The sequence below is a fragment of the Thermoplasmatales archaeon genome, assembly GCA_014361195.1.
Taxonomy (GTDB): domain Archaea; phylum Thermoplasmatota; class E2; order UBA202; family JdFR-43; genus JACIWB01.
Genome location: JACIWA010000004.1, coordinates 31,417 through 45,746 on the forward strand (window position 1 = coordinate 31,417; position 14,330 = coordinate 45,746).

Genomic DNA, 14,330 nt, shown 5'->3' on the forward strand with positions numbered 1-14,330 from the left:
ATTTAAATTCATGATTGAAGTTGAAATAGAAAAGCCAGAAAATGTAAACTTCATTTTGGGGCAGACCCATTTCATAAAAAGCATTGAAGATTTATATGAAGCAATGATGCATGTTCCAAATGCAAAGTTTGGAATAGCATTCTGTGAGGCATCTGGAAAATGCTTGATAAGATATGAAGGAAATGATGAAGAAATGATTTCTCTTGCAATAAAAAATGCGGAGAAAATTTCGGCGGGGCATACCTTTATCATATTCATGAAAGATTGCTATCCAATAAATGTGCTTAATCCAATAAAAAATGTGCCAGAAGTATGCAGGATATACTGTGCAACCGCAAATCCAACAAAAGTTTTGATTCATGAAACAGAAATTGGCAAGGAGAAAGGGAGGGCAATAATTGGAGTTGTTGATGGATTCAAGAGCAAGGGAATAGAAAAAGAGGAAGATAAGAAGGAAAGAATTGAATTTTTAAGGAAGATAGGGTATAAGAAATGATTTTCTTTCCTGCAAAAATCTCTCCACCATTTTCGAAAATTCTTTGAATGGAGTGGTTCTCCCAAATATTATTTTTGCTCCTACTCTCCTAAGCTCTTCCGCCCATTTTGTCCCAAACCATGCGGTATAGCCCCATATAATTGCATCAGGATCAATTTTAAGTATTCTTTGAGTTGCTCTTATTCCATCCATCTTAATTTCATCGAGCTCAATTTCATTTTTTCCTGATAAATTTAAATCCATTATTACAAGAGATGGTTTTTCTCCTTTTCTGAACAATTCTTCATATATTTTTACTCCTTCTTCCCCAGAAAATGCACTTATAATTTCTACATCCTTTATTCTTTCTAAATAGATTTTCAATAGTTCATGTATATCTGGCTCATCATCAACAATCAATATTTTATTCAACTATCTCACCTCTCTGTGTTACATTTTTAATAACCTTTTCTATTCTTTCAATGGCTTTAATTGCTTTTTCTATTTTATCCTTTCCATCTTCTTTTTTTGCAAGCTCAAGATAACCTTTTGCTATTACAAGAGGATTGAAGAAGTAATGAGCGGTTTTGCTCTTGAAATCCATCTCTCTTTCAAGTGCTTCTCTTACTTTTTCTATTGCCTTTATTTTTACTATACCCGCTGCAAGCTCTTCACTTATTGCTTCCAATAGCCTTATCTTACTTTCTGTTAATGGCTCTTCTTCGCTTCCCATAACCTGCAATATTCCATGAATTTCATTTTTTGATATTAGAGGAAGGGTTAGCAATTCTTTCATCTTGTATTTTTTATATAAATCAAAATTATAGGAAAGTGGCTTGTAATTTTGAAGATTTTTTATATAACTTTTCTTTTCGCTTAAAAAAACTTTTACCGCCTCCCTTCTTTTATCATCAATGCTATATTCAACTATGTTTCTTTTTACAAATTCTTCTGGATAGTTGACAAATGCAACAGGAACCAATGAATTTTTCTCCCTTTCATATATAAATATATTCCCGTAGTCAATTTCAATTATCTTTATCAGAGATTCAAGGAAACTGTTGCATAGCTCCTTTAAATTTTCACTTTCATTAACATATTTTCCTATATAATAGTGTAAATCAGATAATTTCTTTATTTCCTCCTCCGCTTCCCTTCTTTCAGTAACATCTCTTAAAATTCCCATAACTTTTGCCTCTCCTTTCTCACCTATTTCAACGGTTTTTGCTTCCAAAAATCTTATTTTCCCATCTTTTCTAACGATTCTGAATTCATATCTGCCCGGTATTTCCTTTCCCTTTATTCTTTCCTTTTTCCTTTTTTCAATCAATTTTCTGTCTTCTTCATATATCAAATTCATGAAATTGAAATCCTTGCTCAGCAACTCTTCCTTGCTATAACCAGTAATCCTCTCAAATTCTGGATTAACATATTCAAATCCTCGAGGTGTAACAATATAAATTGCATCATTTGCACTCTCCACCAAACTTCTAAACTTCTTCTCACTTTCTTTAAGAGCCCTGTATGCTCTTTTCTCTAAGGTTAAATCTCTTACCATTCCAACTACCGCATACTCTCCCTCATATATAATCGGGCTAACGCTGAACTCAGCCTCTCTAACATCTCCATCCTTCCTCAAAATTTTTGCAAAATAAATAGTTGGCACCTTTTCTCCTCTTGCTCTTTTTGCTCCATATTCTCTTACCTTATCTCTATCATCTGGATGAATTAATTGATATATATCCTCCATACTGTATAACTCCTCCTTAGTATAACCAGTTAATTCGCAAACTCTATCATTTACAAACAAAAATTTGTTCCCTCTGTAAATATAGATTGCATCATGGCTTCCCTCTACAATTGCCCTGTATTTTCTTTCACTTTCTACAAGCGCCCTGCTCATTTCCTTTATCTTCGTTATTTCCTTTGCAATATGAATAATTTTCTCAATTTTTCCTTCTCTAAGCACTGGAGAAACTGTAACTATAAACTCGCCCCGAACCGCACTCATTTCCATTGTTTTTAATTCTGGTTTTGATGATAAAAGTAAATCAACCAATGGACATTTATCCGCTGGTTTAGTGCTTAAATGGAAAATTTCATAGCATTTTTTACCAACAACATCTTCTTTTTTAACTTTGAGCAATTCTAAAGCGGAAGCATTTAAATCAAGAATTGTGTGGTCTGGAGACAAAATTATTGAAGGATCAATTATTGAATTGAAAATGTTTTCCCAATCCTCTTTTGCCTTCTGTAATTCTTTCTCTTTTTCAATTAACTCAGTTATATCCTCCACAATTCCCTCATAATAAAGAGTTTTTCCATGCTCATCTCTTATTGCAATTGCACTTTCTCTTACCCAAACAGTTTTTCCATCTCTTCTTTTCCAAGCAGAAATTCCCCTAAAATATCCCTTCTTCCCTATCTCTTCGGTAAATTTCTTTCTCTCATAACCAGGCTCGTAATATCTTTCATCCTTTAAATCTCTTTTAAGTAATTCCTCAACATTCTCATAGCCCAGCATTTTTGCAAGGAAAGGATTTACAAAAAGTATTTTCCCATCTGGAGTAGTTCTATATATTCCAACATTTGCATTCTCAAAAATTTTCCTAAACTTCTTCTCACTTTCTTTAAGCGCAATTTTTGCTTTCATTTCATCAGTTATATCTATCTGGAAGCCCCATGCCCCATAAATTTTATTTTCCTTAATAATTCCAACAAATGAATTTGAAAAATATTTTTCCTCCCCTTTCTTGTTTATTTCATGAGAAATTCCTCCATAAATTTTGAAACCATTCCTTATTGCCTGCCTCAGATATTCCCTATTTTCTTCAGTATCAGGCATGAAATCAGAAAGTCTTGCTCCAATAATTTCCTCTCTCTCCGCTCCAAGCATTCTTGCATATGAGCTATTGCATTCAACACATTTTGTTTTAAATGCCTCTTCTATTATCTTATCCTCGGGAGTAGAAATATCTAAGGGCTCATCTAGCATGAAGCAATATACCCCAATTTCCACATTGTTTAAAAAATATGAAAGCCTTTCATCTCTTTCCTTCATCTCTTCCTCCATTTTTTTCTTTTCTGTTATATCTCTTATAATTCCTTCATATCCAATTAAATTCCCTTTTTCATCTCTCAATTCATAGCTTGTTTCAAGAACAATCAGCTTTTTTCCATCCTTTCTTTTTATCTCTACTTCATAATCTTTAATATGTCCTTTCTTTGAAATTTCCTTCATAATTTTCTCTCTTTCATTGGGGTTATAATAAAAATCTTTTGCAATATCTATTTTGAAAAGCTCTTCCTTGCTTTCATAGCCGAGCAGTTTTAGGGCGGAATCATTTGCATCAATAAATTTCCCTTCAACCGTGCTTATCAGTATTGCATCTTTCGATTTCTCAAAAAGTTCCTTATATCTTTCCTCCGCCCTCCTTGTTTTTGTTATATCAGTTATTACCCCAATAAATGCGGGTTTTCCCTCAATCTCAATTACTCTTCCACTTCCAACCGCCCATTGAATGAATCCGTCTTTGCTTACATACCTGAATTCTGGCACAATAGCTGTTTTCCCTTCAATTATTTCTTTTATTGCATCCTCGACTTTCTTCCTGTCCTCTTCATATACTACAGATAAATAGCCCATTTTATTCAATTCATCTATGGTATGGCCCAATGCATCTATAAGGGAGCGGTTTGCAAACTTTATCTCTCCTTCTTGCATAATAAATATTCCACTTCCCGAGCTCTCGCAGATTGCCCTGTAAAGCTCTTCCTTCTCCTTTATTTTTTCCTCCGCCTTTTTTCTTTCAAAAGATTCAATTAAATTCACCACAAACTCCGCTATTGAAATAGCGAAATTTTTTTCCTCAATGCTCCATTCTCTAAAAGAATTGTGCTCATAGCATATTACACCAATCAGTTTTCCATTTTTTCTCAATGAAACATCCATCATTGATACAATTCCATATTTCCTCAAATAATCCGCATATTCACTTGTCCTCTCATCTTTCATTGCATCACTTGCATCTATCAATATGCTTTTTTCAAATGCCTGAAAATATCTCGGATAGCTATCCGCTTTTAAAATGAGCTCTTTTTCATGAGAATTTTTACTCAGAGTATATAAATCATGGCAAGAAAGCTCTCTTTTTTGCTCATCATAAAACCACAAACTAACTCTTTCAACATTCATTGTTTTTGAAACAGTTTCATTTATCTTTCTTATTGCGGAATCAAAATCTTTAAAGGATGTTTTAAATAGCTCAAGAAGTGCTTTCTTGTATTCCATATCCCTTTTTATCCTATTAACTCTTTCAATAGCAATTTTTATTGCAAATGGCAATCTTCCTATGCTATCCTTGATAACATAATCATCCAATCCATGCTTCATTGCTTCAATTACTACTTCTTCAAAAACAGGCGAGAGAACCATTATTACAGGAACAAATTCCTTTCTCTTCTTAACTTCAATCAAAACTCTAATTCCATTTCCCCAGGGAATTTCATAATCAGTCAATACTAAATCATAATCTCCATCAACAATTTCATAAAATCCTACTTCATTGTATATTTCAATAAATTCATCATCTGGAAAATATTTTCTCAAATAATAAACCAAATTTTTCATCCCTTCCCTCTCCGCTACAACAACAAATCTCATTAGAAAAAAGTATTTTTAGGTATTTAAATATAACTGTTTTGCTTTTCCCCAATTGCGATTTTCGTATAAGAAATCCTTATATATAAACTTATTTTTACAAATAATGAAATTTAAAGGAATTTTGGTGATTATATGCGCTTTTTTGATGATACCATTTGCAAAAGCAATAGACAGCGATAATGATGGAATAAATGATGAGGATGAAATTTCTCTTGCAAATGAATTTTCCCCATTTCTTTATTTTGAGAAAGGCGAAGAAGTTTATCCGGTGAGCGTGGATTATCATATAAAAAATTCCAATTTAAATAAGAGCGTTGATGGCGAAAACATTTTAATAGATTCAAACCCTTCCGCAGAAATTCTTTCAAAATATAAAAATCCTGGCGAAAATTACTATCTCGATAACAGAAAAGGAAGCATAGAGGATAGGGGAATAATAGAAGATTACAGGAATGAAATGGAAAATCTGGGTTATACTGTTTATGCAAGAGTTACCACTTCTGGAAGTAATATAGTAGTCCAATACTGGTTCTTCTACGCCTTCAATAAAGGCCCACTCAACACTCATGAAGGAGACTGGGAAATGGTGCAGATTTTGCTAAACCCCTCGCGCCAGCCCCTGGCGGTGATGTACAGCCAGCACATCAGCGGGCAGAAGGCGGGCTGGGAAGATGTTGAAAAAGAAGGAAATCATATAAAGGTATATGTTGCGAGGGGGGAGCCATGCAAATTATTTCAGGTATTGTCAGGGAAAGATGGGGCTTGCAAATGATAGGGTGGGGAAAAATGGTAAAATACTTTCGCCTGAAGATTACCGCATAGTAGTGATGGCGGAGAAAGGAGGATGGATTGATTTTGCGGGTAGATGGGGAGAATTTGGAAGTGCGGAAGAAGAGCTGAGAGGAAAGAGAGGGCCATATGGTCCAGCTTACAGAGAAGATGGAGAAATGTGGAAGAATCCTGTTGGATGGGGAGAAAGCCTGCCATCACTTAATCCTTTAATTCTTAAAATTGAATGGTTTTTCTACAATTTTGTTTTAATATTTTTGATACTAACCCTTCTGTCACTTTCCATCATTTTATTCTCAATATATCTCAGATACAAAAAGACAGGAAAAAAATCCTTATTCCTAGCTTCTATAGATGGAATTAATGCAAAAAGCATTGGAAATATTCTCTGCATAATTGGAATAGTTATTGCCTTCCTTTCTCTTTTATTCCCATGGTATAATGCTTTTGTGGATGTTCAAACTGGCTCATATAAAACTCCAGGTATGGTGAAAATAATTTCAATAGATGGAATTGATGGAATAAAGGTAAATTTAATGGAGAAAAATAGCGGATTAATTCAACTGTTTTCCTTTCCTATACCATTTTCATATGTAATTGGAATAGGAATAATTCTCTTCATTTTATCATGTATTGGAATAATTGAAAGCGGAAAAGCGGGCAAAAAATATATTTCAAGGGGAATAAAGTTAATAATTCCTTTCGTGCTAATATTAATTGTTGCAATTCTTATTTCAAAGTTTGCATCAAATCAAAGCATGGAATTAAAATATGGTGTAAAAGAAATTATGGCTGAAATATCCTCCTCGCCTCTGGGAGGAGATGAAACTCTTTTACTCCCAGAATATGGTAGTTTGCATCTGAAATGGGGGATTGATATCGGGGCAATAATGCTTCTTATTTCAGGCATAATATTAATTATTGCGGGAATAATTGAAATAATGGCAAAAGAAGAGCTAAAATAGCTTTAATTTCTCAATCTCTTCAAAAAGCTCATCAACACTATCAAAATTTTTTATTCCAACATCCCAGGTTTTAAGTCCATATACTCTTTTCCCTAGTTGCATTGCAATTGCAATTTCTGAAAGAGTTCCATATCTTCCATCTATTGCAATAACAATATCTCCATTCATAACAACGAGGACATTTCTTGCATATCCCATGCCAGTCAAAATAACATAATCAAGATATCTGTTTGCCTCACTCTTATCTTTTCCAGGAAGAATTCCTATTGTAACTCCTCCCTTTTCCTTCGCCCCTCTACAAACCGCCTCCATAATCCCTCCTCTTCCTCCAGTAACAATTACCGCTCCATTTTCCGCAAGCCTTCTTCCCACTTCCCTTGCCATCTCATATATTTCTTCTTCGCAATTCTCTCCTCCTACAACGCTCACATACATGCTTATAAAAATATCCAGAAAGATAAACTTTACTCGCAAGATTAATAAATCCCCTTCCATTACCCCTTCATGTATGAAATTCGCTTCCATGGAAGAGGTGGCCAAGGCGCAAGGATGGCGGCGGAGGCATTTGCGCTCGCTGCCTTCTTAGAAGGAAAGTATGCGGTGAGCTTCCCATTTTTCGGGGCGGAAAGGAGGGGGGCGCCAGTGAGGGCATTTACGAGAGTTGATGAAAATAAGATAAGGATAAAGACACAGGTCTATGAGCCGGATTATGTAGTGGTGCTTGATGAGACGCTTGTTGAAACAGAAGATGTGCTTGAAGGGCTTAAAAAAGATGGAATGGTTATAATAAATACTTCAAGGAAGCCTGAAGAAGTTAAGCTATCAAGGGAGGTGAAATGTGCAACTGTTGATGCTACGAGCATTGCCCTTGAAATTCTTGGAAGACCAATAACTAATACTTCCATTCTTGGAGCCATAGCAAAAGCAACAGGTAAAGTAAGCATTGAATCAATAGAAAAGGCAATTATTGAGAAATTTGGAGGCAAGCTTGGAGAAGAGGCTGGCAAAAGAAATGCGGAGGCTGCAAGGGTTGCATATGAAAAAACACTTATTGGAAAATCTAAGGCGGGCAAGGAATTCATACCTCGTAGGAAATGGTTGCCAGGAGTTGATGAAATGCCTGTTGGAGGGGCAACCTCCTCTCTTGTTACAGAAGCGGGACTTGTTGGAATTGGCTCATTTGTGGAAAATAAGACAGGTGACTGGAGAACATTTATGCCAGTTATAGATGAGGAGAAATGCATTGGTTGCCAATTCTGCTGGTTTTATTGTCCTGAGGGATGCATAAAAATGGAGAATAAAAAAGCAAAAGTTGATTATGAATATTGCAAGGGATGCGGGATATGTGCAAATGAATGCCCTGCTAAAGCAATTTCAATGCAAAGGGAGGTGAGAGCATGATTCAAAAGCTTGAAAGAAAGAAGATGGTTGTAACAGGTGATTATGCAACTGCTTATGGCGCCTTGCTGTGCGATGTGGATGTTGTCGCTGCATATCCCATAACCCCTCAAACACTTATAGTTGAGGAATTCTCAAATTTTGTTAATGATGGAATAACTGATGCGGAGCTTATTATGGTTGAATCAGAGCATTCCGCAATGAGTGCTTGTATTGCATCGCAGGCATGTGGAGTAAGAACTTTTACCGCTACTTCTTCGCAGGGACTTGCACTTATGCATGAAATGCTTTTCATTGCATCCGCTTTAAGGCTTCCAATTGTCATGCCAGTTGTGAATAGAACTCTTGCAGCTCCTATTGGGATATGGTGTGAGCACAATGACAGCATGCCAGAAAGAGATGCGGGCTGGATCCAGATGAGTTGCGAGGATAATCAAGAAGTGCTTGATATGATAATAATGTCTTATAAAATAGGGGAAAGAAAAGATGTTTTGTTGCCTGTAATGCCATGCCTTGATGCATTCATTTTGAGCCATACTGTTGAGCCAGTTGATGCACCTTCAAGTGATGAAGTTGCGGAATTCCTTCCAAAATATCAGCCCCATGCAGAGCTTAATCCTGACAAACCTATGGCAATAGGAACATTTACTCCTCCAGAATATATACAGGAGCTGAGATATCAGCAACATATTGCAATGGAAAGAGCAAAAAAGGCTATAAAAGAAGTTACAAAAGAATTTTATGAGAAATTTGGAAGAAATTATCACGGGCTAGTTGAGGAATATAGATGCGATGATGCGGACTATATTTTGGTAACAATTGGTACTGTAACTGGCACCGCAAGAGATGTTGTTGATGAAATGAGGAGCAATGGGGAAAAAATAGGGCTCCTGAAGCTTCGCTTTTACCGCCCGTTCCCAAAAGAAGAACTCCGCAAGGTTGCTGAAAATGCTTCCGCAATTGGAATATACGACAGAGCAATTTCATATGGTGTAGGTGGGCCAATATATATTGAAGCAAGAAATGCTTTATATGGCTATAACTTGCCGGTTTATAATTTCCTTGCTGGCTTGGGAGGAAGAGATGTAACAAAAAAGGATGTTGAAAAAATGTTTGAAATAATGATAGAAAAGAAAAAAGAAGATATATACTGGCTTAACACAAGGGGGGTGAAAATATGAATATAAAAGATTTGCCAGAAGAAAGCTTATTCACGCCAGGCCACACCGCCTGCGCGGGTTGCGCCGCGCCCGCCATAGTGAGGAACATGATGAAAGTTTTCGGGAAAGATACGATAGTATATACACCCGCAAATTGCCTGCTTGTTTTCAGTGGAACATATCCTTATTTAACCTGGAAGGTGCCCTATCTACATGAGGCATTTGAAAATACCGCAGCTTGCTTATCTGGAATTGCAAGGGCTTATAAGAAGAAAGGGAAAAAAGTGATTGCGGTGGGTTTTGCGGGAGATGGAGGAACTTATGATATTGGAATACAGGCTTTATCTGGAGCTGCTGAAAGGAATGAGGATGTCATATATGTTTGCTATGATAATGAGGCATACATGAATACTGGAATACAGAGGAGTGGAGCTACACCCTATGGAGCGGATACAACAACCACCCCTGCGGGAAGAAAAATTCTTGGAAAGCTCGAGCATAAGAAGGACATGGCGGAAATAATGAGGGCGCATGAAATACCTTATGTTGCAACAATGAGCATATCCCATCCAAAGGATCTTCTTGAAAAGACAAAGAAAGCAAAAGAAATGAGTGGCTTCCGGTATTTGCATGTTCTTTCTCCCTGTCCAACTGGATGGAGATTTGATCCATCAAAAAGTGTTGAAATAGCAAGAAAAGCGGTGGATAGCGGGATGTGGACATTATATGAAGCGGAATATGGGGAAATAACAAATATTTACAAGCCAAAGAAGAAAATACCAGTTGAAGAATATATAAAGGGACAGGGTAGATTCCGCCATCTTACTCCAGAAATGATTCAGGAATTGCAGAAATGGGTTGATAGAAAATGGAAAAAGCTTTACGGAGAGTTACCGCAGGAATAGCAATTCTCCTGCTTTTTCCTTCTTTTTGCTATAATAATTATGATAAATATGGTAGTTATGATAACTATGATAAAAATAGGATAGAAGAAATTTTATCTCTTCTGAATGAAGAAATGCTCTTCAATTACACTCAAGCAATAGTTTCTTTTGGGCCAAGAGTTACTGGAAGTGACGCATGCTATAATTGTGCGAAATATATCCATGAAAAATTTTTATCCTTCGGGCTTGATTCAACTATTTATAACTGGAGTGTTTCATCTGGCTTAAGAAAATATAACGGGCAGAATGTTGAAGGAGTTTTGCCAGGAGATGAAAAGATAATTATTTTCAATGCACACTTTGATAGTGTTGAAAATACTGTTGGGGCGGATGATAATGCAGCGGGAGTGGCGAGTTTAATTGCGGTTGCGGAGGTGATGAGCAAATTCAGATTCAATCATACAGTAAAATTTGTTGCTTTTTCTGGCGAGGAAAATGGTTTATTGGGAAGCAATGAATATGCAAGAAATTCATATGAAAAAGATGATTTTATAATTGTTGAAATGAATGCGGATATGATTGCTCATGCAAATGGTGAAAATGGCTCCAAATTCAGGATTTATGCAACTGAAGATGCGGACTGGATAGTGGAGAAAATAAAGGAAATCAACAAAAATTTTTTGAGTTTTGAGCTTATAATAGGCAACATAAATAGAAAATTTGGAGGAAGCGACTATCTGTCCTTTGCAAAATATGGTTTTGAATCAATAGCATTCTTTGAATATGAATGGAACCCATATATGCATCAGCCAGAAGATGACCTAAGCAATGTTAATTTCAGCTATCTATTAAAAACAACCCGTCTTATAGCGGGCGCAATCGCTTGCACCGCGGATGCAGAAATTGAAAAACCATATTTCTCTATTATCTCCCCAAGAAGAGGAGGAATTTATTTTAACGGGGAAAAAGTATACGAGCTAAGGAATGAAAAATTATTTGCTCTTGGAAAAATTTTCCTGAGTTTATCATTGAAAAATGAAGCGGAAAAAATAAAGGTTTATCTTGACAATAAAATCATTCATGTGTTTAATTTCCCACCTTATGAAATGGAAATAAGTTTTCCTTCTTTTGGCAAGCATGAATTAAAATTGATTGCATATAACAAAAATAAATTCTCAACGGATTGGATTGAATTTTACTGGTTAAATTTATTTTAGGTTTTCTTTATTTTCCCTTCAATTGGATGGATTGCTCCACATGCTTCACATTTTAGCATTAAAACTCTATTCCTTTTAGTCATTTTTGTATCTGGTCTACCGCATTCCCTGCATAGAACATATTTTGTTACAAATCTCTTTATGCATTCTTGGATTTTTGCCTCAGGTATTTTCCCCTGCAAAACAACCCTGTCATTCATTTCTCCAGCAGTTCCTACTTCCTTCAAAATATATGTGAATATTTGTTTTTTGTCCCTATTTACCTTATCACTTATTTCCCCGAGATTTTTTAATATAGTTGTGTTTCCTTCATAATAAATAACTCCAACAGGCATTTGAAACCTATCTTTTGCTATAATTTCCTTTGGCAAACCCTTTATTGCCCTATCAAGAAGTTTTTCATAGTTGTATTTATCCATGTTGTGAAGTATTTTTAAATATATAACTTTATTCAAGAGTTGCATGCCTTCTTTTCATGCTTTCTTCATCTTCTCCTTTTCTTGCCATAATCTCCGCCACGAGGGCATCGAGAAAAATCCATGCGGAAGCCTCAAAAATTGTTCCTAATGGAGCAAGTTCCTTATTCTTCTCTTTTTCTTTAAGCACAACTACAATGTCTCCAAATCTGGCAATATGCGATTCAGGATTTGCGGTTATGGAAATTATTTTCGCCCCCAATCTGCGAGCAATTTCTGCGGTCATTGCAACAGGAATTGTTTCTCCAGAACCAGAAATCAGAACAACCAGATCCCCTTTTTTCACAGGCACGGTTATAGTTTCTCCTATCACAAAAGTTGGAAATCCAAGATGAACCAGCCTTATCGCAAATGCCTTGCCCACCAGCCCGCTCCTGCCCGCTCCGTAAACAAAAATGTTTTTTGCATCAAAAAAATATTTTATCATCTTTTCTATTTTTTCATCATCAACCTCTTCAACTATTCTCTTTGCCTCATTACTTATATAAGAAATCGCCTCCCTGAACCTCATCTTAGCATCTCCATTGTTCTTTGTAATAATATTTGAGTATACATTGCATCATGTTCAACTAATGGTGACTCTGAAATAATTGTTACATCATAATCATTCTCAATTATGCATTTCATCAGCTCAACAATTTGCAGGTCTCCTTTCTTTATCGGTGTGTGATATTTTTCCCCTTCCATATCATATTTTACCCCTGTAACATGTAAGAGGTAATGATCAAGTTTCAAATCTTTGAGGGCATCGAAAATTTTTTGCATGTCTTCCTTGCTTTTTAAGCATCCATTTCCTCTTGCATGAATATGGGCTATATCTATAACAGGCACAACTCCTTTAACTCGCTTGCAGACCTCTACAATTTCGCCTAAACTCCCAAAAACCTCTTTCTTTCCCATGGTTTCTATTCCTATTTCAACCTCTATACCATCCATCTTCGCTTTATCTCTTATCTCTCTTAAATTTTTTACAATTCTCCTCATTGTTTCTTTCTTTGATAGTCCTCCATAAAAACCAAGATGAGTTGTCATTATTCTTGCTCCAAGAAAATGAGAAAGATAAAGAGATTTCTCTATTTTTTCCTTACTCAAATTTACAATTCTTTCATCTCCTGCAAGGTTTATATAATATGGGGCATGAACATTTATTTCAATATCACATTTTTTTGCAACTCTCTTTATTATCTTTGCCTCTTCCTTAGTTAAAAAAGCTCTTGAAAATCTTATCTCAATTGCGGATAAACCAAGACAACGAGTATAAATTATTCCATCTTTATATGTCCTTTCCTTACAGGAAAGAGGAATGCCCGCGGGTCCAATTCTTATCACAGAATTTATGAAATACTTTTGCATTAATAAAAATTTCGATTAATTCAGCTGGAATATCAAGAAATTTATTCGATTTTTTTCAAAAAATTAATTACTTCATAATTTATATTTCTGTGGAAGAAAAGAAGATAAAAATATTGCTAATTATTTCAATTATTTCAATATCTTTTTCTTCCATTCTAACAAAAATGAGTGATTCATTTCCTCTTGTTATTGCATTTTATAGAATGGCATTATCCTCTCTTTTAATTCTCCCCTTTCTGTTAGTATATAAAATTAAAATGAATAAAAAAGAGATTTTATTATCTTCTCTTATCGGCATAATTCTCGCCCTTCATTTTATAACATGGATTACATCTCTTTCTTACACTTCAATTGCAAGTTCAGTAATTCTTGTAACCTCTCACCCTTTCTTTGTGTCGATAGTTTCATTTCTCCTTTTTAAAGAGAAATTAAGCAAAAGAAGTATATATGGTATAATTCTCTCGTTTTCTGGCATAATAGTTCTTTTTTCATCAGATTATTTTTCTCTTCCAAAAACATTTAAGGGTGATTTACTAGCTTTTTTAGGGGGAATTTTCGCTGGATTATATATAATTGGAGGAAGAAAAGTGAGACAGAGCGCGAATATTTTTGAATACAGCTTCACTGTTTATGGAGTTGCATCATTTTTCCTTCTTTTATTATGCCTTATTTTCAAAATAAATTTGAAAATCTCATCTAAGGAGTTATCAATTTTCCTACTTATGGCAATCTTTCCAACATTGCTCGGTCATTTTCTTTTCAATTTCTGCATAAAATATGTTAAAGCATCGGTTATTTCAGTTTCTTTCCTTGGTGAGCCAATTGGTTCATCCTTATTAGCAACGCTTTTCTTCAGAGAAATTCCTAGTTTATGGAGCATAGCGGGAGGAGTAATTACCTTGTTTGGTATATATCTTGTTGTATCATCGGAAATTAAAAATATTTAATTC

General features: G+C 35.3%; 14 protein-coding genes. 8 read left to right on the forward strand and 6 right to left on the reverse strand.

Translation table 11 applies throughout. The features are described from left to right. The first annotated feature begins 10 nt into the window (after positions 1-10). Positions 11-496 carry an adenosine-specific kinase gene (locus H5T44_03720; protein ID MBC7081333.1) on the forward strand — a complete coding sequence of 162 codons (486 nt, stop codon included), beginning with the start codon at positions 11-13 and terminating at the stop codon, positions 494-496. Here H5T44_03720 and H5T44_03725 read toward each other — a convergent pair. Further along, on the reverse strand, positions 470-907 hold the full coding sequence (locus H5T44_03725) for a response regulator (GenBank protein ID MBC7081334.1): 438 nt from the start codon (positions 905-907) through the stop codon (positions 470-472). The two genes, H5T44_03720 and H5T44_03725, sit on opposite strands and share 27 nt — an antisense overlap. Then, positions 900-5,138, reverse strand: coding sequence for a PAS domain S-box protein (locus H5T44_03730; GenBank protein MBC7081335.1), 4,239 nt, complete (start codon positions 5,136-5,138; stop codon positions 900-902). The genes H5T44_03725 and H5T44_03730 overlap by 8 nt, the downstream gene beginning before the upstream one ends. 103 nt (positions 5,139-5,241) lie before the next feature. Between H5T44_03730 and H5T44_03735 the strand changes: the two genes are divergently transcribed. Together H5T44_03735 and H5T44_03740 are read left to right on the forward strand one after the other, a co-directional pair. Continuing rightward, positions 5,242-5,910 carry a Vps62-related protein gene (locus H5T44_03735; GenBank protein MBC7081336.1) on the forward strand — a complete coding sequence of 223 codons (669 nt, stop codon included), beginning with the start codon at positions 5,242-5,244 and terminating at the stop codon, positions 5,908-5,910. Then, positions 5,843-6,892 carry a hypothetical protein gene (locus H5T44_03740; protein MBC7081337.1) on the forward strand — a complete coding sequence of 350 codons (1,050 nt, stop codon included), beginning with the start codon at positions 5,843-5,845 and terminating at the stop codon, positions 6,890-6,892. Before H5T44_03735 ends, H5T44_03740 begins: the two co-directional genes overlap by 68 nt. Here H5T44_03740 and H5T44_03745 read toward each other — a convergent pair. Next, complete coding sequence (locus H5T44_03745; protein ID MBC7081338.1) at positions 6,884-7,327, reverse strand: TIGR00725 family protein; 444 nt, start codon at positions 7,325-7,327, stop codon at positions 6,884-6,886. The two genes, H5T44_03740 and H5T44_03745, sit on opposite strands and share 9 nt — an antisense overlap. Positions 7,328-7,396: 69 nt before the next feature. Here H5T44_03745 and H5T44_03750 point away from each other — a divergent pair, with 69 nt between their 5' ends. The 4 genes from H5T44_03750 to H5T44_03765 are packed head-to-tail and all read left to right on the forward strand — an operon-like array spanning position 7,397 to position 11,551. Beyond that, positions 7,397-8,293: a pyruvate ferredoxin oxidoreductase subunit gamma gene (locus tag H5T44_03750; GenBank protein MBC7081339.1), complete on the forward strand. Its 897-nt coding sequence runs from the start codon at positions 7,397-7,399 to the stop codon at positions 8,291-8,293. A gap of 23 nt (positions 8,294-8,316) precedes the next feature. Then, a complete protein-coding gene (gene porA / locus H5T44_03755; GenBank protein ID MBC7081340.1) occupies positions 8,317-9,471 on the forward strand; it encodes a pyruvate ferredoxin oxidoreductase in 1,155 nt (384 codons plus the stop codon). Next, positions 9,468-10,355 (forward strand): pyruvate synthase subunit beta, encoded by an 888-nt coding sequence (locus H5T44_03760; protein ID MBC7081341.1) that lies wholly within the window; start codon positions 9,468-9,470, stop codon positions 10,353-10,355. Before porA ends, H5T44_03760 begins: the two co-directional genes overlap by 4 nt. After that, positions 10,319-11,551, forward strand: a complete 1,233-nt coding sequence (locus H5T44_03765) for a Zn-dependent exopeptidase M28 (GenBank protein MBC7081342.1) — start codon at positions 10,319-10,321, stop codon at positions 11,549-11,551. Before H5T44_03760 ends, H5T44_03765 begins: the two co-directional genes overlap by 37 nt. Here the strand turns inward: H5T44_03765 and H5T44_03770 are convergent. Genes H5T44_03770 through H5T44_03780 form a run of 3 tightly spaced genes read right to left on the reverse strand, consistent with a single transcriptional unit; the run spans position 11,548 to position 13,356 of the window. Continuing rightward, positions 11,548-11,970, reverse strand: coding sequence for a translation initiation factor IF-2 subunit beta (locus H5T44_03770; GenBank protein MBC7081343.1), 423 nt, complete (start codon positions 11,968-11,970; stop codon positions 11,548-11,550). The two genes, H5T44_03765 and H5T44_03770, sit on opposite strands and share 4 nt — an antisense overlap. Before the next feature lie 28 nt (positions 11,971-11,998). Next, a complete protein-coding gene (gene hxlB / locus H5T44_03775) occupies positions 11,999-12,538 on the reverse strand; it encodes a 6-phospho-3-hexuloisomerase (GenBank protein ID MBC7081344.1) in 540 nt (179 codons plus the stop codon). After that, a complete protein-coding gene (locus H5T44_03780; GenBank protein MBC7081345.1) occupies positions 12,535-13,356 on the reverse strand; it encodes a TIM barrel protein in 822 nt (273 codons plus the stop codon). Before H5T44_03780 ends, hxlB begins: the two co-directional genes overlap by 4 nt. Before the next feature lie 113 nt (positions 13,357-13,469). Between H5T44_03780 and H5T44_03785 the strand changes: the two genes are divergently transcribed. Beyond that, entirely contained in the window at positions 13,470-14,327 is an 858-nt protein-coding gene (locus tag H5T44_03785) for a DMT family transporter (GenBank protein ID MBC7081346.1), read from the forward strand. Positions 14,328-14,330: the final 3 nt, after the last annotated feature.

Bases quoted from the DNA above. Each gene is read 5' to 3' on its own strand.
- H5T44_03735 (MBC7081336.1), top strand. From the start codon at position 5,242: ATGAAATTTAAAGGAATTTTGGTGATTATATGCGCTTTTTTGATGATA.
- porA (MBC7081340.1), top strand. From the start codon at position 8,317: ATGGTTGTAACAGGTGATTATGCAACTGCTTATGGCGCCTTGCTGTGC.
- hxlB (MBC7081344.1), bottom strand. From the start codon at position 12,538: ATGAGGTTCAGGGAGGCGATTTCTTATATAAGTAATGAGGCAAAGAGA.
- H5T44_03760 (MBC7081341.1), top strand. From the start codon at position 9,468: ATGAATATAAAAGATTTGCCAGAAGAAAGCTTATTCACGCCAGGCCAC.
- H5T44_03750 (MBC7081339.1), top strand. From the start codon at position 7,397: ATGTATGAAATTCGCTTCCATGGAAGAGGTGGCCAAGGCGCAAGGATG.
- H5T44_03720 (MBC7081333.1), top strand. From the start codon at position 11: ATGATTGAAGTTGAAATAGAAAAGCCAGAAAATGTAAACTTCATTTTG.
- H5T44_03740 (MBC7081337.1), top strand. From the start codon at position 5,843: ATGTTGCGAGGGGGGAGCCATGCAAATTATTTCAGGTATTGTCAGGGA.
- H5T44_03745 (MBC7081338.1), bottom strand. From the start codon at position 7,327: ATGTATGTGAGCGTTGTAGGAGGAGAGAATTGCGAAGAAGAAATATAT.
- H5T44_03730 (MBC7081335.1), bottom strand. From the start codon at position 5,138: ATGAGATTTGTTGTTGTAGCGGAGAGGGAAGGGATGAAAAATTTGGTT.
- H5T44_03770 (MBC7081343.1), bottom strand. From the start codon at position 11,970: ATGGATAAATACAACTATGAAAAACTTCTTGATAGGGCAATAAAGGGT.
- H5T44_03765 (MBC7081342.1), top strand. From the start codon at position 10,319: ATGGAAAAAGCTTTACGGAGAGTTACCGCAGGAATAGCAATTCTCCTG.